A 21,602-nucleotide genomic window follows, 5' to 3' on the forward strand; every position below is an offset into this window, starting at 1 on the left:
TGAGAGTGAACACAGAATTTGATTCCACTGCAGATCGCGTCGTCATCATCGGCGGCGGCCCCGGAGGATACGAGGCCGCACTCGTAGCCGCTCAGCTGGGCGCCGATGTCATGCTCATCGAGCAGAACCGCTGCGGAGGCTCAGCGGTGCTCACCGACGTGGTTCCGTCGAAGTCCCTCATCGCCACAGCGGAGATGATGGACGAGATCGAACGGTCCGACAGCCTCGGGATCCGGATCGAGCACGACGACGAGACCGCGAGCAATGTCCGCCGGGTGACCGCAGACCTCGAGGCCGTCAACAAGCGCATCCTCTCGCTGGCCGACGCTCAGGCCAACGACATCTACGAAGGCCTCATCCGGGCCGGCGTCAAGGCGATCCAGGGCAAGGCGACCTTGGCCGGTCGCGATCAGGTGCACGTGGTCGAGTCCGGCGGCACCGAATACACGCTCGACGCCTCGACGATCCTGCTGTCCGTGGGTGCCCACCCGCGTGAGCTGCCGACCGCGCAGCCCGACGGTGAGCGGATCCTGACCTGGACGCAGCTCTACGACCTCGACGAGCTGCCCGAGCACCTCATCGTCGTGGGTTCCGGTGTCACCGGTGCCGAATTCGCCTCGGCCTACCGTGCGCTGGGCACCGAGGTGACCCTCGTGTCCTCGCGCGAGAAGGTTCTGCCCGGGCAGGACGAGGACGCCGCCGATGTGCTCGAATTCGTCTTCCGCAACAAGGGCATGAACGTCCTCTCCCGCTCCCGTGCCGCCTCGGTGACCCGCACCGAATCCGGCGTCGAGGTCGTGCTCGCCGACGGTCGTCGCGTCGAGGGCTCCCACTGCCTCATGGCCGTCGGCTCGATCCCGAACACCGAGGGCCTCGGCCTCGAGAAGGCCGGTGTGCGCACCAGCGAATCCGGCCATATCGTCGTCGACGGCGTCTCCCGCACCTCCCGCCCAGGCATCTATGCTGCCGGTGACTGCACCGGTGTGCTGCCGCTGGCGTCCGTGGCCGCGATGCAGGGACGGATCGCGATGAACCACGCCCTCGGCGACGCGGTCCAGCCGCTCAAGCTGCGCAACGTCGCATCGAACGTGTTCACCGCCCCCGAGATCGCCACCGTCGGCTTCACCCAGCAGAACTACCGGGAGAACCCGACCGATATCGACACGGTGATGCTGCCGCTGGACACGAACCCGCGTGCGAAGATGCTCGAGATCGAGGACGGCTTCGTCAAGATCTTCGCCCGCAGGGGATCCGGGTCGATCCTCGGCGGCGTCGTCGTCGGCCCTCGGGCCAGCGAACTCATTCTGCCGATCACGATGGCCGTGGAGAACCGACTCACCGTCGACCAGCTCGCGGCGAGTTTCGTCGTCTACCCCTCGGTGAGCGGTTCGCTCACCGAGGCGGCCAGAAAGCTCCACCGCCACCTCTGATCCCACTGCGCGGCGGCTGCACTGAAGATTTTTCTGCGCAGCTGTCGATCTCGGTCGTCCTCGGCCGTCATCATGGTGTCAGGCCGCCCGGCATGACATCGGAAACGACAGAGGAGATCGACATGAAATACGCACTTCTGCTCATGGGACGCACAGAGGACCCCGAGTGCGGAGAGACCGGAGGCGCGGACCCGAGCGAGTTCATGGCCTTCGACAAGGAGATCACCGAGGCGGGGATCGTCGTCGGCGGCTTCGCTCTCGAAGGCCCCGAACTCGGGGTGCGGGTCAGCGAATCCGGCGGAGAAGCCCTCGTCACCTCGGGGCCCTTCGCCGAATCGAACGAGTTCGTCGGCGGCAGCTACGTCATCGAGGTCGCCGACATCGACGAGGCGATCGCCTGGGCGAAGAAGAGTCCCGGTGCGAAGGCCGGTCACATCGAGATCCGGCCGGTCGCCGACTACTGATGGACCCTGCTCCCGGCTCGGCCGCCCGAGTCCTCACCGCCATCGGCGAGGAGGACTTCGGGCGGCTGCTCGCAGCGCTGGTCACCCGGTTCCGGGATTTCGACCTCGCCGAGGAGGCGCTGCACGATGCGGTGCTCCGTGCGGTCGAGACGTGGCCGGTCAGAGGAGTGCCCGAGCGGCCGCAGGCGTGGCTGATGACCACGGCGAAGAACCGTGCGATCGATCTCATCCGCGCCGACGAGGTGCGCACCCGCCACCTCGCCCGGCTGCGCATCGAGGACGAACTGCGCTCAGGGGACCACGACGACCACGCGGACCGCCTCGGCGAGGAGATGGACGCCGCGGACATCCCCGACGAACGCCTCGGACTGTTCTTCACCTGTTCACACCCCACTCTGCGCGAAGACGAACGCATCGTCCTCATCCTGCGCTTCCTCTCGGGGCTGACCACCGCCGAGGTCGCCGCCGGGTTCCTCGTCGAAACGGCGACGATGCAGCAGCGGATCGTGCGCGCCAAACAGCGGATCCTCAAGACCGGGATCCCCTTCGGGCGTCCCGGACCCGACGACCTGCTCGACCGGCTGCCCGGAGTGCTGCGCGTCCTCTGCCTCATCTTCACCCAGGGCATCAACGCGAGTTCGGGACCCGCTCATACCCGCGTGGACCTCCAGCAGGAATCGATCAGGCTGACCCGACAGCTGGTCGGCTATCTGCCGGACGAAACCGAGGTGCGCGGCCTGTTGGCGCTGCTCCTGCTGAGCTCGGCACGCGACCCCGCACGAGTGGGTCCCGACGGCAGACCGGTGCCGCTGGCCGAGCAGGACCGGGGCCTGTGGGACTCCCTCCTCATCGCCGAGGGGACCGGACTGGTGAGCACAGCCGCCGGAGAACCGGGGGCCGGTCCGTACACCATCCAGGCGGCGATCGCGGCCCTCCACGCGGAAGCCGTGAGCTTCGACGACACAGACTGGCGCCAGATCCTCATTCTCTACCGGATGCTGTTCGACCGCGACCCGTCCCCGGTGATCGCGCTCAACATCGCGATCACCCTCGGCCGGGTGCACGGACCCGCAGCGGCGATGAGGGCACTGGATGAGCTGGCCGACGAGCCGCAGCTCCTGCGCCACCGGCCCTACCACATTGCGCGGGCCATCACGCTCGACGAACTCGGACGCAGCGACGAGGCCGAAGACGCCTATGCCGCAGGACTGGCCTGCCCCGGCAACGACGCCGAGTCCGAATTCATCTCTGCCCGGGTCACCGACCTCGATCGGTGACCCGGGCAGAGAAGTTATAAACCGGGCAGGGACGCCATACTATGACGCCTGCCGTCGGTTCAGGATGAACGGACGGCAGGCGGTGACGGGAGCTCCGCAGAGGGTGACGGGACCTCCGCAGGCGGTGACGGGAGCTCCGCAGAGGGGCGCCCTTGCGGCGCCGCGACTCAGGCGGCGAAGCGGATGATCGCCTCACCGGACTTCACTGAGGCTCCGGCATCGACGAGGACCTCGGAGACGGTGCCCGAGTGCCCGGCCTTGAGCGGCTGCTCCATCTTCATCGCTTCGATGACGGCGAGAGTGTCTCCGGCTTCGACGCTGTCACCTGGACTGACGGAGACGGAGACGATGGTGCCCTGCATAGGAGCATTGAGCGCGTTCGAATCGTCGGCGATCTTCGCACCCTTGCGGCTGCTGAGCCCGCGTTTCCGGCGCGGCACGCTGGGGCTCGGCACATGTCCGAGATCGGAGATGACGTCCTTGGGGACAGACACGGTCATCCGCCGACCGTCGACCTCGACGACCACACTGAAACTGTCGGTTGCGGCACTCATGAGTTCTCCTGATTGGGAATCGGCGAGAGGATTGGCGAAAGCGGTTTCGAGCCAGTTGGTCCAGACCTTGAAATCGGTGGCGAAGGCCGGTTCGGACGCGAGGACTCGGTGCAGCGGCAGCAGCGTCGAGACACCGTCGATCCGGTATTCCGACAGTGCACGGCGGGCGCGAGCCAGTGCCTCGTCACGGGTGGAACCGGTGACGACGAGCTTGGCCAGCATCGGGTCGAAGTCCGTACCGACGACGCTGCCTTCGCCGATGCCCGAATCCAGACGCACACCGGGACCGGACGGGGCCCGGTAGTTCTTCACCGTGCCGGTGGCGGGGAAGAACGTGGAGGGATCCTCCGCGTTGATCCGGAACTGGAAGGAATGTCCGCGCACCGCGGGGAACTCATCGGGAAGGGTCTCGCCCGAGGCGATGCGCACCTGCCAGCCGACGAGATCGACTCCGGTGATCTCCTCGGTGACGGTGTGCTCGACCTGGATGCGCGCATTGGCCTCCATGAAGATGATCGTGCCGTCTTCACCGAGCAGGTATTCGCAGGTGGCGGCGCCGACGTAGCCGACGTGGGCCAGCAGCCTCGCCGAGGCTTCGGAGACGATGCGCTCCTGCTCAGGCGTGAGGAACGGGGCGGGTGCCTCTTCGACGATCTTCTGGTTGCGGCGCTGCAGCGTGCAGTCGCGGGTGGACACGATTCGGACGTTGCCGTGAGCATCGGCCAGGCACTGCGTCTCGAGGTGTCGGGGACGCACGATCTGCTTCTCGATGAGGCATTCTCCACGACCGAAGGCTGACTGGGCCTCACGCGTCGCGGCGGTGTAGGCACCCTCGAGGTCGTCGGCAGAGCCGCAGGCGCGGAAGCCGCGCCCGCCGCCGCCGTGGACGGCCTTGACGACGACGGGGAAGCCGATGCGCTCGGCGACCGCGGCGGCTTCGGCCAGATCGGCCACGGCACCGTCGGAACCGGGTGCCACCGGGGCATCGACGGCCTCGGCGACGGCACGGGCGCCGGACTTGTCGCCGAGGAGTTCGATGGCGGCCGGGGGAGGGCCGATCCAGATCAGACCCGCGTCGATGACCGCCTGCGCGAAGTGCGCGTTCTCGGCCAGATATCCGTAGCCGGGGTGGATGGCATCGGCCCCTGAGCGCTTGGCCAAGGCGAGGATCTTGTCGACGTCGAGGTAGGTCTCCCCGGCTCCGGCGCCGTCGAGCAGCCAGGCGTCGTCGGCGAGTTCGACGAAGTCGGCGTCGGAGTCGGCGCGGGTGTACACGGCGACGGCCTTGATGCCGAGGTCGTGTGCGGCTCGGATGATGCGCAGAGCGATCTCACCGCGGTTGGCGATGAGGACTCGGCGGACGGCCCCGGTCGGCACGGTGGTGCTGAGAACCGTGGTCGCGGCGTCGGGGAGGACTGTGGTCATGGCGCTCCTTTGTATGATCACAGAACAATTTAGAGAAGGACACCAACGACTTGTAGATCACCGATAAAAAATACGGGCGAGAACTTCAATGGCTTCGGGCGTGTCACCCTGTCGGAATCGAGTCTAGTGCCTCTGTGACCAGAGATCGGGCCAGAACAGGCCGATGTCGGTGACCAATTCGCGCAGCACCGGCAGGCTGAGGCCGAGCACCGTGAGATGGTCGCCGTCGAGCGAATCGACGAAAGCACCGCCATAGCCGTCGATCGTCAGCGCACCGGCCACGTGGAAAGGCTCTTCGGTGGCGATATAGGCTTCCAGCTCCGCGGGGCTGGGGGAGCCGATGAGCACCGAGGTGGTCGACCGCTTCGACCGCAGATCGCTGAGTTCGAGGCGCGCCGCCTCGGGGCCGGTTCCGGGGGTGCGTCTGAGCACGGCGACCGTGTGTCCCGAATGCAGCTGCGTCCACTGTCCGGCGATCGCCGACCACACGGTGCGGGTGCGTTCGGCGGTGCCGGGTTTGCCGATGGCCTGTCCGTCGAATTCGAGCAGCGAGTCCCCGGCGATGACGATGACGGTCTCCGTCTGCGGCAGCGTCGACGGCGGAGAGGAGATGATCCGGTCGATGACGGCCCGGGCCTTCGCCTGCGACAGAGCGAGAGTGAGATCGCCGACGGAACCGGTGAAATCGTCCTCGATGGCGCGTTCATCGACCTCGGAGACGATGATGAGCGGATCGATGCCCGCTGAGGTGAGGATCTGGCGGCGGGCGGGGGACTGTGAGGCGAGGACGACCGGGATCATGAGACGGCTGCCTGCGGGTCAGCCTGCTGGTCGGGGACGAGCTCCTCGCGGCGGGCGTCTTCGCCCTTCTCCGGAATATCGAGGCTGCGGTCGACGATGATCGGGGCCTCGATGCGTTCGGCGATCGCAGCGAGCAGGGTCGATGACAGCTGGGCATAGCCGAGCTCGCTGGGGAAGCGCCCCGACTCGTTGAGCAGAGACCTGCGTGTGGTGCCGCTCAGCGACCCGGTCGACCGCAGCGGAACTGCGCGGGCGGCCAGAGCCGCCAGCCACTGGGACCCGGCGAGGACTCGAGACGTCCGGCGCAGCGAGGTCTTGAGCGGATCGCGCAGTCCCGGCAGCCCGCCGAGGTTGGGGCAGACGAGGACGAAGACGGTGTAGCGGCCTTCGCGTTGGAGCCGGTTGATCGCCTGGTTGAGGATCGGCACGCCGATCGTCGCCTGGATCGGATGGATGATGTCGCCGGTGCCGATCGAGATGATCGCGAAGCGGCGATCTTCGCTCCAGCGATCCGACAGCTGGCGTGACAGCCACGGTGAGCGCAGCACTTCGTCGACCTGGCGGCCGAGGTCCTCGGAGAGCGCGGACGGTCGTGCGGTGGTCTGCACCCGCACCGTGGTGCCGAGCATGCGGGCCAGTCCGCGTCCGATGAGCGTGGGTGGGGCGTGTTCGGCATCGACGTCGACACCGCACAGCCAGGAGTCGCCGATGATGGCCAAAGCGGCGGAATCGTCATCGTCATGATCACGTGGGGCGGCGATCGCCTCGGCGAAGGTGGAGTGAGGTCGATTCTCGTCCTCATCGAAGGCTCGACGCAGCGAACCCGCCTGATGGCGGAGGAGCCCCGCCACCGATGCCCCGGCACCGAGCGCGGTCGCCCCCATGCTCGCCAGGGTAAAGATCATGCGTCTTCCCACTGATTTCCCTCCTCAGGCGTCATCATTCCACCTTAGTGAGTCCATCAACAACTATTGTTGGAGCATGACCGATAACGAGCAGCCGCAATCCCCGAACCGTTTTCGTGGGGCCTGGGAGGCGTTCCGGCGAGGACGTGACTCCTCCCGCTCCCAGCCCGAAGCCGAAGTCACCCCGTCGCGCAGCGTCAGTCCTGAGGAGATCGCCCTCAGCCGCATCGAAGCCGAAGCGAAACCGTATGTGTCGCCGGGGCTGAAGCTCGCAGCGGCCTGGTCGTGGAGGTCGATCGTCGTCCTCATCGCCATCGGCGTCGCCTTCTGGCTGCTGTCGAAGATCTCCAGCGTCGTCCTGCCGGTGCTCATCGCGCTGCTGCTTGCAGCTCTGCTGGCGCCCTTCACCGGGTGGATGGTGAAGAAGGGCCTGCCCCGAGGCGGGGCCGCGGCGATCGCGTTCATCGGATTCATCGTCGTCGTGCTCGGCCTCTTCGCCCTCGTCGGTCAGCAGATCTATTCGGGAATGCCCGATCTGGTCAAACAGGTCATCGCCGGTGTGTCCGGAATCAGCAGCTGGTTGGCCACGAGTCCCTTCGGCATCGATTCGTCCACGATCTCGAGCTATATCGACAACGGCATCAAGACCGCGACGAACTTCTTCCAGAACAACAGCAGCCAGCTCCTCGGCGGTGCCCTGGAAGCCACCTCCTCGGTCGGCACCTTCCTCACCGGCCTGGTCGTGTGCCTGTTCACGACGTTCTTCTTCCTCTACGACGGGCAGAACATCTTCAAATGGGTGATGGGCCTGCTGCCGATCCCCGCCCGCCCCGTCGCCACCGGAGCCGCACTCAAGGGGTGGACCACCCTCGTCCAGTACGTGCGGGTGCAGATCCTCGTCGCCGCCGTCGACGCGATCGGCATCGGCATCGGTGCGGCCTTCTTGGGCATTCCGCTGGTCATCCCCATGACCGTGCTCGTGTTCCTGACGTCGTTCGTCCCCGTCGTCGGTGCGATCGCGTCGGGTGCCGTGGCCGTCCTCGTCGCGTTGGTGTCCAACGGCCTGGTCAGCGCCGTCATCATGCTGGCCGTGGTCATCGCCGTTCAGCAGATCGAGAGCCAGGTCCTCCAGCCCTTCCTCATGGGCAAGGCCGTCTCGGTCCATCCTCTGGCCGTGATCCTGGCAGTCACCGGCGGCGGTTTCCTCTTCGGCATCGTCGGAGCGCTCTTCGCTGTGCCGGCTGTCGCGGTCCTCAACAGTGTGGTCAGCTACATCGTCCGCGCCGACAGCGGCGATCACGAGAAAGATTCCTCGGACGATCCGAGCCCGGACGATCCGAAGGACCGTGAGGCGACGGCCGTGCTGGAGAGGGCGGAGGATCGACTCACCGAGGCGGTCCATGACGCAGCGGACGACGATGCGTCTGCGGCCGGAGCGGCCGGTTCCGATGCGTCTGCTCCTGACTCCACAGGTGGCGACGACGGCGGTTCCCGCGGAGCCGGCGGCCGCAGGAAGTGAAGTGAATGCAGTCGGGGACGGGTGTGATCACACCCGCCCCCGACTGCATTCACACCGGTTCAGCCGGTGAAGGCCTCCACGGATTCGACCTTGACCTCGATGGTCTTGCCGTTGGGCGCCTCATAGGAGCTCTTGTCTCCGGCCTTGACGCCGAGGACGGCGGCACCGAGCGGTGACTTCTCCGAGAACACGTCGATGTCGGAGTCTCCGGCGATCTCGCGGTTGCCCAGCAGGAACCGCATCGAGTTGCCGGCGACGCTGGCGGTCACGACGGTTCCAGGGGCAACGGTCTTGCCGTCGCTGTCGCTGGAGCCGACCTTCGCATTGCGCAGCAGCACCTCGAGCTGGCGGATGCGTGCTTCCTGTTTGCCCTGTTCATCACGCGCAGCGTGGTAACCGCTGTTCTCCTTCAAGTCACCCTCGTCGCGGGCGGCTTCGATCTTCTCAGCAATCTCTGCACGACCCGGTCCGGAGAGATGCTCGAGTTCCTTCGACAGACGGTCAAAGGCTTCCTGGGTCAACCATGTCTCTTCCTGGGTGACTTCCTCGGTCATGACTACTCCTTCTTCGGTTCGGTGCGCTGACGGGCGTGTCAGGCAACGAAAAAACCGGGCGTATGGGCACGCCCGGAAGTTGAATGAAACTACAGTGTAACGCATCTGCTGTCGAAAACGATGAGCTGAGTCACGTCCCCGTGGTCGAGTCTGCTGTCGGGGCGGCAGAAGGCCGATGCGTGCGAGTCCTATTCGAAGGTGTTCGCACTATGCGAACTGGCGCGCTGTTCGGGCCCAGCAGGCACTCTTCGAATCTGCAGCTGCTATTCGAACCAGCAGGAGTCAACGTGTCCCGATGCAGCCAGCTGGGTCGTCGCCAGTTCGACGTCGAGGCGCTTCGGCGAATTCGGGTCGTTGTCCGGCGCAGCGGGGACGGTCACCTCGGTGAAGCCGACGATCGCTTCGTCTTTGTTCGTCGCCTGGACGATGCAGTGGACGTCGCGGTCACGGTCGGGAAATATTCCGACGGTGACATGCGTTGCAGAGGAGTCGACAACCGAATAGTTGAGGGTTCGCGGTGTCGTGGGATTCGTCTGCGGACGGAACGCCCACAACGCGATGGCCGCGATCGCGACGACAAGGACGATAGCGGCGACGATCCTGGCGCGGCGGCCCAGGCCGCGCGTGGGTTTGCGGGTACGCCCGTAGCGGTCTTCGTGCAACGGCTCGGCCACTGTTACCTCAGTCATTGAATTCCTCTTTAAGTACTTCGCACACTAACCTAGAGTAGTCGATCCTCTGCCGGCGATCATGTCAGCCACAGCGTCGGCGGAAAGTGGCGACCAGGCTGATTCGAAAGGGACATCTACGTTATGACTTCGCTTCCGTACCATGGGCTGCGACTGCTTGCGGTTCACGCCCACCCCGACGACGAGTCTTCCAAGGGTGCGGCGACGAACGCGAAGTACGCTTCCTTGGGTGCACGTGTCCTCATCGCCACGATGACCGGCGGCGAAGCCGGCGATATCCTCAACCCGGCGCTGCTGCAGAGCCCGAAGGCCAGCCGTGACATCGCCGGACTCCGACGTGAGGAGATGGCCGCAGCAGCCGCCGCGCTCGGCGCCGATCACGTGTGGGTCGGCCACGTCGATTCCGGCCTGCCCGATGGTGACTTCGACAATCAGACTCCGCCCGGATGCTTCTACCGGGTGCCGGACGAAGTGGCGATGCTCCCGGTGGTCCACATCATCCGCACCTTCCGCCCGCAGGTGGTGACCACCTATGACGAGCTCGGCGGATACCCGCACCCGGACCACATCAAGACCCATGCCGTGACGATGGCGGCGCTCAAGGCTGCGGCCGATGCGGATTCGCATCCCGAGCTCGGTGAGCCCTGGCAGGTGCAGAAGGTCTACTACAACCAGGACCTCTCGGCGAAGAAGTGGATCACCATCCACGAGAAGATGACGGAAGCAGGACTCGAGTCCCCGTTCGCCGATCATCTCGAGGATTTCAAGAAGCGTGACAACGCGCGCCGCAACTGGCTGAGCACCCGCATCGCGTGCTCGGAGTTCTTCCCCGCCAGAGACCGAGCTCTGCTCTCACATGCCACGCAGATCGACCCCGAAGGCGGCTTCTTCTCCGCCTCCCGGAAAGCCGCTCGCACCTACTGGCCCACCGAGGAGTTCGAACTTGCCGTTGACCTCACCGAGCGTGAGCCTTTGACCCCGGACGTCGACTTCCAGGAACACGACCTCTTCGCGAGTGTGACTTTCGATGATGGACGCCGTGTCCCGGCCGAGGGAATGCTCCCGGATTCGCCGACAGGCGAGGACACACCTGCAGAAGACACTGCCCATACTGAAAGCGAAACCCCCGCATGATCATCCTTGCCTCAACACCAGCTCCGTCCACCGATGGCGGCACTCCCGACCCGGATCTGGTGACTCCCGGCACGATTGGTTTTCTCGCGACCTTTGCCGTGATCGTCGTGGCGATCTTCCTCATCCGGGATGCTCTGCGCCGAGTCCGCAGGGTCCGAGCACGCTCGGGAACCACAGACGCCTACCCGATTCCGCTGCGTCGGCACGTAGTACCTAACCAGTCGAAGCTCTCCGGCCCGGAAGACCCTGAGCCGGCCGACGCGGCAGAGCAGAAATCTGGTGAGGACGAGCCGACAGAGGAAGAGTCCGCAGCCTCGGAATCCACGCAGGAGACTCCGACGGACGCAGACGCACCGAACGGGGACTCAGACAGACGGTCCTGAGGATCTGCCTTCGCCGATCTTCGGCAGAGGCAGATCCGGGCAGCCGAAGGGCAGCCCAACAGATTCGCAGATACGGCGAGGGCGCGACCAACAGGTCGCGCCCTCGCCGTTATCGTCGGTCAGTAAGCGGCGACCGCTGCGACGATGAGTGCCGCGAGGTGACAGCCGTAGCCGAAGATCGTGAGGATATGGAAGATCTCGTGGAAGCCCAGCCACTTCGGTGAAGGGTTCGGACGTTTGATGCCGTAGATGACGGCACCGGCGATGTAGCAGACGCCACCGAGGACGACGAGGAGGCCGACAGCGAGATTCGCCGCCCAGATCTGCGGAATATAGCCGACTCCGGCGACTCCGAAGCCGACGTAGATCGGTACGAAGAGCCACCTCGGTGCGGTGATGAAGATCGTGCGGAAGGCAGCGCCGAGCGCGGCCGCTCCCCAGAGCACCGACAGCAGCAGGACGGCCTGATCAGTGCGGAGCATGAGCACGGCCAGGGGAGTGTAGGTGCCGGCCGTGATGAGGAAGATGTTCGCGTGGTCGAGCCGGCGCAGAATGAGTCGGGCGCGGGTGCGCCAGCGGCCGCGGTGGTACACGGCGGAAGTGCCGAAGAGCAGCATTCCGGTGATGGCGAAGATCGCAGCGGCGATGCGCGACTCGATCGTGGGGGAGATGATCACGAGCGCGAGTCCGCCGAGCATCGCCAGCGGGAACGCGCCGGCGTGGAACCAACCGCGCAGCTTCGGCTTCACCTGGCCGGCGAGCTTGGACAGTTCGGTGCGCAGCGCCGACCGACGACGGGCTATGCGCTGGTGTTCGCCGGGCGAAGCAGAGTTCGCAGAAGAGGCGCCACGGGGTCGGGCGGCGTCGGGACCGGCAGTGGACGGATCAGTGACCGGAGCATTCATACCACCATCGTAGCCAGTGAGTCTGAAGCCTCATTCAGCAGACGCGCCTAGTAGTCTGTACAGTGTTCGAACCCACCGACGACCAATGCGAAAGAGGACAGCTGTGGCGCGACCAGTGAACCTGCTCTATCGGCTGTACGAGCAGCGGCTCAAGCGTGAGCTCGACAAGTCGGTGCCGGTTCCGCGCCATGTCGGTGTCATCACCGACGGAAACCGCCGGTGGGCGAAGGAGTTCGGGGCCACGACCGCTGACGGTCATCGGGCGGGTGCGGCGAAGATCGTCGAGTTCCTCGGTTGGTGTTTCGAGATCGACGTGGAGATCGTCACCCTCTACGTTCTGTCCAAGGAGAACCTTGCTCGGTCGGCCGAAGAGGTGTCGATCCTCATCGAGATCATCTCCGACCTGGTGGAGAAGATCGCCGCCCTCGACGGTGTCGGAGTGCAGCTCGTCGGTGATCTCGACATCCTGCCGACCGACCTGCGGGCACGCTTGGAAGCTGTGGCCATGGACACCGATGAGTGCGGAATGCGAGTGAATGTCGCCGTCGGCTACGGCGGCCGTCAGGAGATCGTCAATGCTGTGAAGTCCCTGCTGCGCACGCGCGCCGATGAAGGGCTGGAACTCGAGACGATCATCTCCGAACTGTCACCGGAGCAGATCGGCGAGCACCTCTACACCAAGGGACAGCCCGATCCGGATCTCATCATCCGTTCCTCGGGCGAACAGCGTCTCTCCGGATTCCTCATGTGGCAGAGCGCCTACTCCGAGTTCTATTTCTGCGAAGCCTACTGGCCGGACTTCCGGCGCACGGACTTCCTCCGCGCCGTCCGTGACTACGGGCTGCGCCAACGCCGGTTCGGCAAATAGCCTGCGCTGCTGCGGCTGTTCCTGAACCCGGGCATCTCGCATTCACACGAAGTTCACAACCTCGCCGTGCCCGAACGCGCGTGCCGGAGACGAAACACTCCAGATCCGGGATAGGTTGGCAGTAGTTGGTCGACACCAACCCGAGATCGGGGGATGTCAGAACCGGATCTCGGCGGAACTCACGCCACAGAGGTCCTCATGGCTGAAAATGTCAACACTTACGTTCTCGACACCTCGGTGCTGCTCTCGGATCCGGGAGCGCTTCTGCGCTTCGCCGAACACCACGTCGTCATCCCGCTCATCGTCGTCTCCGAGCTCGAAGGCAAACGCAACCATCCTGAGCTCGGGTTCACTGCCCGCAAAGCCCTGCACATCCTCGACGACTTCCGATCGGAATTCGATCGTCTGGATCAGCCGATTCCTGTCGGCGACGCGGGTGGGACGCTGCGTGTCGAGCTCAATCACATCGACGCTTCGACGATGCCGGTCGGATTCGATCGCACAGAGAACGACACCCGCATTCTGGCGGTTGCCCGAAACCTCTCGGCTGAAGGCAACTCCGTCGTCGTCGTGACAAAGGACGTGCCGATGCGGGTGAAGGCCTCCGCGCTGGGACTCCACGCCGAAGAGTACCTTGCGGAGCTCGCCGCAGATTCGGGCTTCACAGGAATGAGCGAGCTCGCTCTCGACGAGGAGCAGATGAGCGAGTTCTACGACTCGGGAGCAATCGTCACCGAGGCGGTGTCCGAGGAAGTCGTCAACACCGGAGTCGTCATCACCTCACCGAGGGGTTCGGGCCTCGGCCGTGTCCAGGCGGGCAACCGGGTGTCCGTGGTCCGAGGGGACCGCGACATCTTCGGAGTCCACGGACGCTCGGCGGAGCAGCGGATCGCCATCGACATGCTCCTCGACGACGCACTGGGAATCGTCTCGATGGGAGGGCGAGCCGGAACGGGGAAGTCTGCGCTGGCGCTCATGGCAGGTCTGCAGAAGGTGCTCGAAGAGAACAAACACTCGAAGATCATGGTGTTCCGGCCGCTCTACGCGGTGGGCGGGCAGAACCTCGGATACCTGCCTGGAAGCGAAGGGGAGAAGATGAATCCCTGGGCCGAGGCGGTCTTCGACACCCTGAGCGCGCTGGTGAGCAAGAACGTCATCGACGAGGTGGTCAACCGAGGCATCCTTGAGGTGCTGCCGCTGACGCACATCAGAGGGCGGTCGCTCCACGACGCCTTCGTCATCGTCGACGAGGCGCAGTCCTTGGAGCGCAATGTGCTGCTGACCGTGCTCTCGCGCATCGGGATGCACTCGAAGGTGGTGCTCACCCACGACGTCGCGCAGAGGGACAATCTGCGGGTCGGCCGGCACGACGGAATCGCGGCGGTGATCGAAAAGCTCAAGGGACACGACCTCTTCGCCCACATCACTCTGACACGGTCCGAACGTTCGGAGATCGCGGCTCTGGTCACCGACGTGCTCGAGGAGTTCGACCCGTTCCGCTCCTGAGTTCCAGCGCTCTTGTCGCCGACCGCTCAGGTTGCCGCCGCCGTATCGCGGTATGCGCTGAGCGGTCGGCGGCAACCTGAGCGGTCGGCAGCCGGGGCAGGCGTTGGTGGTCACTGCGCCGCGGCGAATCCGCGAAAACAGCGAGCTTTCCTCGAGTCTGTGACCACAGACGGCATGACGCTCCACGCAATGGCGCCCGGACGGATCCGTCCGGGCGCCATGTGCTGATCAGGCAGCTCTGGTGCTTACTTGTAGTTGCCGATCATCGTGGTGACGTCGAGGGCCTTGTCGAGGTCCGCCTCGGTGATGGAGCCGTCTTCGACGAAGCCGAGGGTGATCGTCGCTTCCTTGACGGTCATCTTGTTGGCCACGGCGTGCTTGGCGATCTTCGCCGCAGCCTCGTAGCCGATCACCTTGTTCAGCGGGGTGACGATGGAGGGGCTCGCCTCGGCGAGGAAGCGGGCACGCTCCTCATTCGCGGTGAGGCCGTTGATCATCTTCTCGGCCATGACGGTCGAGGAATTCGCGAGCAGGCGAATGGACTCGAGCAGGTTCGAGGCCATGACGGGAATGCCGACGTTGAGCTCGAAGGCCCCGTTGGTCGACGACAGCGACACAGCGGTGTCGTTGCCGATGACCTGAGCCGCGACCTGGATGGTGGCTTCGCAGATGACTGGGTTGACCTTGCCGGGCATGATCGACGATCCGGGCTGCAGGTCGGGGATCGCGATCTCGCCGAGACCGGTGTTCGGTCCCGAACCCATCCAGCGCAGATCGTTGCAGATCTTCATATAGCCGTAGGCGATGGTTCGCAGCTGGCCGGAGGCTTCGACGAGTCCGTCACGGTTGGCCTGCGCTTCGAAGTGGTTGCGTGCCTCGGTGATGGGCAGTCCGGTCTCCTCGGCGAGGATCTCGACCACGCGGGAGGAGAATCCGTCGGGGGTGTTGATTCCGGTGCCCACCGCGGTTCCGCCCTGGGGGACCTCTGCGACACGGGGCAGGGAGGCCTCGATGCGTTCGATGCCGTACCGGACCTGTGCGGCATATCCGCCGAACTCCTGGCCGAGCGTGACCGGAGTGGCGTCCATGAGGTGGGTGCGGCCGGACTTGACGACGGAGGAGAACTCCTCGGCCTTCTTCTCCAGCGAGGTCGCCAGCGTCTTCATGGCCGGGATGAGTGTGTTGACCAGGGCCTTCGTCACGGCCACGTGCACCGAGGTGGGGAAGACGTCGTTCGAGGACTGCGAGGCGTTGACGTGATCGTTCGGGTGCACGCTGATGCCGTCGGCCTCAAGAGCCTTCGTTGCCAGGGAGGCGAGCACCTCGTTGGTGTTCATGTTCGAGGAGGTTCCCGAACCGGTCTGGAAGACGTCGATGGGGAAATGTGCGTCGTACTCACCGGTGATGACCTTGTCTGCGGCATTCTGGATCGCCGTGGAGCGAGCCTCGTCGAGGACTCCGAGTTCCAGGTTGGCCTTTGCTGCGGCCTTCTTCACCTGGGCGAGAGCGGCGATGTGAGCCGATTCGAGGGTCTTTCCGGAGATCGGGAAGTTCTCGACGGCGCGCTGGGTCTGGGCGCTGTAGAGGGCGTCCTTCGGGACCTTGACCTCACCCATGGTGTCGTGTTCGATGCGGAATTCTTCGCTCATGCTTTTCCTTTCCTGTGGGCTGTGTGGATGATGTCGATGAAGTCGACCACCGAGGTGGCCGAACCTCAGGAAGCGTAACTGGACACTGCGTCCTCGTCGCCGCCGTATTGGGCGACGACGGTCGTGCGCCCGTCGTGGAGCTGATAGGTGAGACCGACGATGATGAGGCGGCCTTCCTCGACTGCGGTCTTGATGATCGTCGAGAGCTGCATGATCTTGTCGACCGTGTCCATGGTGTTCTGAGCGACGGTTTCGTTGACGGTGGTGCGATTGTTCTTTCGCGCTCGGGCCACCGTGGGCAGGATGCGCGAGACGACGTCGGAGATGAATCCCGGGGGAGTCTCTCCAGTGTCGTAGGCGTTGTAGGCCGCGGTCACGGCCCCGCAGCTGTCGTGGCCGAGCACGACGAGCAGGGGAGTGCCGAGCATTTCGACACCGTACTCAAGGGACCCGAGCGTGACGGGGTCGACGACCTGGCCGGCGTTGCGCACGACGAACATGTCCCCGAGGCCGACATCGAAGATCATCTCGGCGGCGACGCGTGAGTCCGAGCACCCGAAGAGGGTGACGAAGGGCTTCTGATCACTCGACAGGGCTTCTCGTCGCGCTGTGTCCTGATTGGGATGCTGGGGGACGTCGTCGACGAAGCGCCGATTGCCCTCCAGAAGTTGATTCCAGGCTTCATTGGGCATCGCTTTCGCACCTGCTTCCGTTGTCGAGATGGTTTCGTCGCACCCGGGGCCGGGTCCGGCAGGGGGAGATCAGATGAGCCCGCGCCTTGCCGCTTCCTCAGCGGCCTCCACATAGGAGTGGGTCTTTGCAGCCTGATGCTCGGCGAAGACCTGTCGGACGGTGCCCGACTTCGATCGCATGACAAGGGAGTGAGTGGTGACGTGTCCGCCTTGGAATTTCACTCCGTCGAGCAGGTCGCCGTTGGTGATGCCGGTGGCGACGAAGTAGCTGTTGTCGCCGGTGACGAGGTCATCGGTGTTGAGCACCTGGTTGACGTCGAGCCCGGCTGCGGCAGCGGCTTTCCGCTCGGAGTCATCCTGCGGCCACAGGCGGCCCTGGATGACTCCGCCCAGCGCCTTGATCGCGCATGCTGTGATGATGCCTTCCGGGGTGCCGCCGATGCCCATGAGCATATCGACTCCGGTGCCGGGGCGGCAGGCAGCGATGGCTCCGGCGACGTCTCCGTCGGTGATCAGCTGGATGCGGGCTCCGGCAGCTCGGATCTCGTCGATCATCTGCTGGTGCCGGGGGCGGTCGAGGATCATCACCGTCACCGAGGCGGGATCCTTCGTTCCCTTCGCCTTGGCGACCCGGCGGATGTTCTCGGCGATCGGCAGCCGCAGATCCACAGCATCGGCGGCCTCGGGACCGGTGACGAGCTTCTCCATGTAGAACACGGCGGAGGGGTCGTACATGGCGCCGTCCTCGGTGACCGCCATGACCGAGATCGCGTTGGGCATTCCGAGAGCGGTCAAACGGGTGCCGTCGATGGGGTCGACGGCGACGTCGCAGTGCGGGCCGGTGCCGTCTCCGACCTGTTCGCCGTTGAACAGCATCGGTGCTTCGTCCTTCTCTCCTTCGCCGATGACGACGGTGCCGGCCATACGGACGGTGGAGATGACATTGCGCATGGCGGCCACGGCCGCTCCGTCGGCGGCGTTCTTATCGCCGCGGCCGACCCAGGGAGCCGCGGCGATGGCCGCAGCCTCGGTGACTCGGACGAGTTCGAGGGCGAGGTTGCGGTCGGGAGCATCCTCGCTGACCTGTGCCTTCTGCGACCAGGAGTCGGTCACAGCAACCGGGGGAGTCTCCTCGTCGACTCGTCCCCGGTCATGGTGGGATTTCACGTCAACAGAATCTTTGGAGTCACTCATGCGTCCAATTGTGCCACCCCTGTGATCGGCGTCGCGACAGTGGCACCGTGTTGTGGTCGCGATCACTTCACGAAGCGGGAATTGGCTCTTCGCGCGCGGGACGAGGACAATGGCGATGTGAATGTCCGAAATGCTGCCGACGAGACGGGCGCCCGAACAGTCGCCGACGATGCGACGCGGGTCCCTGAGGGAGAGTCCATGGCTGACGAGTCCGGAGTGATGCTGCCGGGTTCCCGGGAAGAGATGCGCTTCCTGCGCAGGAACTCGAACTGGGTCAACATGGTCATCGCGATCCTCGCCTGTCTTGCGGTCGTGCTGGGAATTCTGTTCCTCGCGCCCCAGCCCGAAGTCGACGCCGATCGAGTCGTCGACTACCAGGGAATCGCCGAACAGTCGCAAGGCAACGCTGACTTCGATCTCATCGTGCCGCAGATTCCGCGCGGCTGGACGTCGAACGAAGCCAGCCTCGAGCGTTTCGAGGACTCCGAGTACACCTCGTGGTACATGTCGTTCATCGGTTCCGAGGACCAGTGGGTGAGCATCGAGCAGGCCCGAGCGAGTGAGAACTGGGCGAAGAAGAAGACCGATGACGCCGTGGCCGCCGAAAAGGTCACCGTCGGGGGCGCCGACTTCCAGATCTACCGCACCGATGAGGCGAAGGAATTCTGGATCACCAACAAGGGCGATGTCTATGTCGTCCTGACTGCGACCGCCGCGCCCGACACGGTCAACTCCTTCGCCGACCAGATCGCCGCACAGCTCAAGTGAGGCGTCGGCTCGGCTAGCGTCGGGCCATACCGCCGGGACAGGTGTTGAGCCCCGCGCCCGTGCGCTCTGCCGGAGGGAAACCGCCAGTTGGTGCTCAATCGTCGGCGGCGGTTTCCTTGCGCGCCTTGTCGAGCCGCTCCTTGGCCCCGTCGAGCCATGACTGGCAGCGATCGGCCAGCGCCTCACCGCGCTCCCACAGTCGCAGAGACTCTTCCAACGGCAGATTTCCCGTCTCGAGTCGTTTGACGGTCATGACGAGCTCTTCGCGAGCCTGCTCATAGCTGAGAGCGGTGATGTCGGGCTGATCCTGCTGTGTGGTCGGTTCGGTCATCGGTGTCTCCTCCATAGAATCGGCGGATCGGTGGTGGTCTGTTGGGGTGGGCCCGAGACAGGTTCAGGGAACTGGGACCCTCCGGTGAGCCGTCGGTTCCCCGCGTCGTCAGCCCTCGGCGCCGTCGTCGGAATCCGGCGCTGCGTCTGGGGAATCGGCATCGGGGGCGACCTCGGTGACAGCGGCATCGAAGCGGCCGTCGGCGACGCGCACATGCACCGTATCGCCGGTCTCGATTTCGGCAGCGCTGCGCACGGCCTGACCGGCATCTGTCTGCACAACGGCATACCCGCGTTCGAGGGTGCGCAGGGGAGAGAGCGAACGAGCCTGTGAACGCAGATGGTGGATTTCGTTCTGCGCCTGATTGACCAGTCCGGTCGTCGCCTGCAGACTGCGGCGGCGGACCATCGCCAGTTCGTTCTCATGCGCAGTGATCAGCGTCTGCGGCTCGGCCAGCACCGGACGGGAGCGCACGGCGGTGAGCATCTCCTGCTCGCGGTCGAGGATGCGGTGGACGGCGGCCTCGAGCTCCGCCCGAGCGCGCAGCAGGTTCATGCCCTCCTCGGCGACATCGGGCACGATCCGCTTGGCCGCATCCGTCGGGGTCGAAGCGCGCATATCGGCGACTTCGTCGAGGATGGGACGGTCGGCTTCATGCCCGATCGCTGAGACCACCGGGGTCCGGGCTGCGGACACGGCGCGCACGAGAGCCTCGTTGGAGAACGGCAGAAGATCCTCCATGCTGCCGCCGCCGCGTGCGATGACGATGACGTCGATCTCCGGGTCCTCGTCGAGTTCCGCGAGGTTCTTCATCACGCCGGGCACCGCGTCGGGGCCCTGGACCGCGCAATTGCGGATCTCGAACTCCGCGGCCGGCCACCGCAGATGCACATTGCGCACGACATCTTTCTGCGCGTCGGAGTCCCGACCGGTGATGAGTCCGATCCGGTTGGGCAGGAACGGCAGCCGCAGTTTGCGGGCGGGGTCGAAGAGTCCTTCCGCGGCCAGCTGCTTCTTCAGCCGCTCCAGACGGGCGAGGAGCTCCCCGAGGCCCACGGCGCGAATGTCGTTGGCGCGCATGGTCAGGCGTCCGGTCTTCGTCCAGAAGTCGGCTTTGAGATTGGCGACGACATGGCTGCCCTCGGTCAGCGGCGCACCCGTGCGGTCGAGGACGTTCTTCCAGATCTGAACCGGCAGGGACATCTCGACATCGGTGTCACGCAGAGTGAGGTAGCTGGCCTTGCCGCGGTGATTGAGCTCGACGACCTGACCTTCGATCCACACGCTCGACATGCGGTCGATATAGGACTTCATCTTCGAGGAGAGAAGACTCAGCGGCCACGGGTTCTCCGCGGTGGTCTCCGCCGCGGTGGCCGCGAGCTCCTTCGGCTCGACGGTCTCGCCGAGCGTGCCGGGAGTGCCGGAAATTCGTTGCGCCATGGTAAGTCCCCTTCCGAACCCCAAGCCTAGCGAACGGCACGGACACAGCCCATTCCTGGCCGCGATCGGTGCCTCCGGCTTAGACTGTCAGAGTGACTGCCGTTTCCGTACCGACCCCGACGATTCCGCGCAGGCGTGTGCCCGCCAGCGAGATCCGCACTCCCGCAGGAGCTGAGCAGCGGGTGCTGCTCGCCGCTCCGCGAGGCTACTGTGCCGGGGTCGACCGAGCGGTCATCGCCGTCGAACGTGCCCTCGAACACTTCGGTGCCCCGATCTACGTGCGCAAGGAGATCGTGCACAATCGTCATGTCGTCGAGACCCTGTCCGAACGCGGCGCCGTCTTCGTCGACGAGACCGACGAAGTGCCCGAGGGCGCACGAGTCGTATTCTCCGCGCACGGAGTCTCACCGACCGTCCACGCCGAGGCGGCCGAACGGTCCCTGTCCACGATCGACGCCACGTGCCCCCTGGTGACGAAGGTGCACAAAGAAGCGGTCCGGTTCGCTCGCGACGGCTTTCGGATCCTGCTCGTCGGCCATGCCGGCCACGAGGAAGTCGAAGGCACCATGGGAGAGGCCCCGGATGACATCACCCTGGTGCAGAGTCCCGAGGATGCGCGCACGGTCGAAGTGCCTGACGCCGAGAAGCTGGTGTGGATCTCCCAGACGACATTGAGTGTGGACGAGACGATGGAAACGGTCGAGATCCTGCGCGAACGCTTCCCGCACCTGAAGAACCCGCCCAGCGATGACATCTGCTATGCCACCCAGAACCGGCAGGTCGCGGTGAAGAAGATCGCCCCCGAGGCGGACCTCGTCCTCGTCGTCGGTTCGGCGAACTCCTCGAATTCTGTGCGCCTCGTCGAGGTCGCTCTCGAGCATGGGGCGAAGGCGGCCCACCGCGTCGACTTCGCGCGTGAGATCGACGAGACCTGGTTCCATGACGTCGCCACCGTCGGAGTCACCTCGGGTGCAAGCGTTCCGGACAACCTCGTCCAGGACGTTCTCGGGCTCCTGGCCGACTACGGTTTCGGTGCGGTCGACGAGGTCGTCACCGCCGAAGAGGACCTCATCTTCTCCCTGCCGAAGGAACTGCGTAAGCTCAGCTGATCCAG

General features: G+C 65.2%; 21 protein-coding genes. 10 read left to right on the forward strand and 11 right to left on the reverse strand.

The window, feature by feature from the left end; all coding sequences use genetic code 11:
* Positions 1-5 precede the first annotated feature (5 nt).
* From L1F31_RS07350 to L1F31_RS07360, 3 genes are all read left to right on the forward strand, one after another.
* Complete coding sequence (locus tag L1F31_RS07350) at positions 6-1,430, forward strand: NAD(P)H-quinone dehydrogenase (protein ID WP_265419987.1); 1,425 nt, start codon at positions 6-8, stop codon at positions 1,428-1,430.
* Positions 1,431-1,552: 122 nt separating this feature from the next.
* Positions 1,553-1,894, forward strand: a complete 342-nt coding sequence (locus L1F31_RS07355; protein WP_265419988.1) for a YciI family protein — start codon at positions 1,553-1,555, stop codon at positions 1,892-1,894.
* Positions 1,894-3,171 carry an RNA polymerase sigma factor gene (locus L1F31_RS07360; RefSeq protein WP_265419989.1) on the forward strand — a complete coding sequence of 426 codons (1,278 nt, stop codon included), beginning with the start codon at positions 1,894-1,896 and terminating at the stop codon, positions 3,169-3,171. Before L1F31_RS07355 ends, L1F31_RS07360 begins: the two co-directional genes overlap by 1 nt.
* 167 nt (positions 3,172-3,338) lie before the next feature.
* Here L1F31_RS07360 and L1F31_RS07365 read toward each other — a convergent pair whose 3' ends face one another.
* From L1F31_RS07365 to L1F31_RS07375, 3 genes are all read right to left on the reverse strand, one after another.
* A complete protein-coding gene (locus tag L1F31_RS07365; protein ID WP_265419990.1) occupies positions 3,339-5,150 on the reverse strand; it encodes an acetyl/propionyl/methylcrotonyl-CoA carboxylase subunit alpha in 1,812 nt (603 codons plus the stop codon).
* A 123-nt stretch (positions 5,151-5,273) separates the two neighbouring features.
* Entirely contained in the window at positions 5,274-5,951 is a 678-nt protein-coding gene (locus tag L1F31_RS07370) for a Maf family protein (RefSeq protein WP_265419991.1), read from the reverse strand.
* Positions 5,948-6,868, reverse strand: a complete 921-nt coding sequence (locus L1F31_RS07375; protein ID WP_265419992.1) for an SGNH/GDSL hydrolase family protein — start codon at positions 6,866-6,868, stop codon at positions 5,948-5,950. Before L1F31_RS07375 ends, L1F31_RS07370 begins: the two co-directional genes overlap by 4 nt.
* A gap of 64 nt (positions 6,869-6,932) precedes the next feature.
* Here L1F31_RS07375 and L1F31_RS07380 point away from each other — a divergent pair, with 64 nt between their 5' ends.
* On the forward strand, positions 6,933-8,375 hold the full coding sequence (locus L1F31_RS07380; RefSeq protein ID WP_265419993.1) for an AI-2E family transporter: 1,443 nt from the start codon (positions 6,933-6,935) through the stop codon (positions 8,373-8,375).
* Between the two features lie 59 nt (positions 8,376-8,434).
* On the opposite strand, the gene greA is transcribed toward L1F31_RS07380, so the two are convergent.
* A complete protein-coding gene (greA, locus tag L1F31_RS07385; RefSeq protein ID WP_265419994.1) occupies positions 8,435-8,929 on the reverse strand; it encodes a transcription elongation factor GreA in 495 nt (164 codons plus the stop codon).
* A 263-nt stretch (positions 8,930-9,192) separates the two neighbouring features.
* A complete protein-coding gene (locus L1F31_RS07390) occupies positions 9,193-9,618 on the reverse strand; it encodes a DUF4307 domain-containing protein (protein WP_265419995.1) in 426 nt (141 codons plus the stop codon).
* Between the two features lie 123 nt (positions 9,619-9,741).
* Here L1F31_RS07390 and mca point away from each other — a divergent pair, with 123 nt between their 5' ends.
* Both mca and L1F31_RS07400 read left to right on the forward strand, forming a co-directional pair.
* Complete coding sequence (gene mca, locus L1F31_RS07395) at positions 9,742-10,752, forward strand: mycothiol conjugate amidase Mca (protein ID WP_265419996.1); 1,011 nt, start codon at positions 9,742-9,744, stop codon at positions 10,750-10,752.
* Entirely contained in the window at positions 10,749-11,135 is a 387-nt protein-coding gene (locus tag L1F31_RS07400) for a hypothetical protein (protein WP_265419997.1), read from the forward strand. Before mca ends, L1F31_RS07400 begins: the two co-directional genes overlap by 4 nt.
* A gap of 119 nt (positions 11,136-11,254) precedes the next feature.
* On the opposite strand, the gene trhA is transcribed toward L1F31_RS07400, so the two are convergent.
* A complete protein-coding gene (gene trhA / locus L1F31_RS07405) occupies positions 11,255-12,040 on the reverse strand; it encodes a PAQR family membrane homeostasis protein TrhA (RefSeq protein ID WP_265419998.1) in 786 nt (261 codons plus the stop codon).
* 103 nt (positions 12,041-12,143) lie between these two features.
* Between trhA and L1F31_RS07410 the strand changes: the two genes are divergently transcribed.
* Positions 12,144-12,908, forward strand: a complete 765-nt coding sequence (locus tag L1F31_RS07410) for an isoprenyl transferase (protein WP_283255790.1) — start codon at positions 12,144-12,146, stop codon at positions 12,906-12,908.
* 198 nt (positions 12,909-13,106) lie between these two features.
* A complete protein-coding gene (gene phoH2, locus L1F31_RS07415; protein WP_265420000.1) occupies positions 13,107-14,414 on the forward strand; it encodes an RNA 5'-3' helicase PhoH2 in 1,308 nt (435 codons plus the stop codon).
* 245 nt (positions 14,415-14,659) lie between these two features.
* On the opposite strand, the gene L1F31_RS07420 is transcribed toward phoH2, so the two are convergent.
* The 3 genes from L1F31_RS07420 to glpX all read right to left on the reverse strand — a co-directional run bounded on the left by L1F31_RS07420 (position 14,660) and on the right by glpX (position 17,949).
* Complete coding sequence (locus L1F31_RS07420; protein ID WP_265420001.1) at positions 14,660-16,063, reverse strand: class II fumarate hydratase; 1,404 nt, start codon at positions 16,061-16,063, stop codon at positions 14,660-14,662.
* Positions 16,064-16,128: 65 nt separating this feature from the next.
* Complete coding sequence (locus tag L1F31_RS07425) at positions 16,129-16,755, reverse strand: carbonic anhydrase (protein WP_265420002.1); 627 nt, start codon at positions 16,753-16,755, stop codon at positions 16,129-16,131.
* A gap of 69 nt (positions 16,756-16,824) precedes the next feature.
* Positions 16,825-17,949, reverse strand: a complete 1,125-nt coding sequence (gene glpX / locus L1F31_RS07430; protein WP_265420003.1) for a class II fructose-bisphosphatase — start codon at positions 17,947-17,949, stop codon at positions 16,825-16,827.
* Between the two features lie 198 nt (positions 17,950-18,147).
* Between glpX and L1F31_RS07435 the strand changes: the two genes are divergently transcribed.
* Positions 18,148-18,717, forward strand: a complete 570-nt coding sequence (locus tag L1F31_RS07435; protein WP_265420004.1) for a DUF4245 family protein — start codon at positions 18,148-18,150, stop codon at positions 18,715-18,717.
* A gap of 94 nt (positions 18,718-18,811) precedes the next feature.
* Here L1F31_RS07435 and L1F31_RS07440 read toward each other — a convergent pair whose 3' ends face one another.
* Positions 18,812-19,048, reverse strand: a complete 237-nt coding sequence (locus L1F31_RS07440; protein ID WP_265420005.1) for an exodeoxyribonuclease VII small subunit — start codon at positions 19,046-19,048, stop codon at positions 18,812-18,814.
* 108 nt (positions 19,049-19,156) lie between these two features.
* Positions 19,157-20,488: an exodeoxyribonuclease VII large subunit gene (gene xseA / locus L1F31_RS07445; protein WP_265420006.1), complete on the reverse strand. Its 1,332-nt coding sequence runs from the start codon at positions 20,486-20,488 to the stop codon at positions 19,157-19,159.
* 92 nt (positions 20,489-20,580) lie between these two features.
* Here xseA and L1F31_RS07450 point away from each other — a divergent pair, with 92 nt between their 5' ends.
* The gene (locus L1F31_RS07450) at positions 20,581-21,597 is read left to right on the forward strand and encodes a 4-hydroxy-3-methylbut-2-enyl diphosphate reductase (protein WP_265420007.1); all 1,017 of its coding nucleotides are present in this window, start codon (positions 20,581-20,583) and stop codon (positions 21,595-21,597) included.
* The last annotated feature ends 5 nt before the right edge of the window (positions 21,598-21,602 follow it).

This window comes from Brevibacterium spongiae (genome assembly GCF_026168515.1).
Lineage (GTDB): Bacteria > Actinomycetota > Actinomycetes > Actinomycetales > Brevibacteriaceae > Brevibacterium > Brevibacterium spongiae.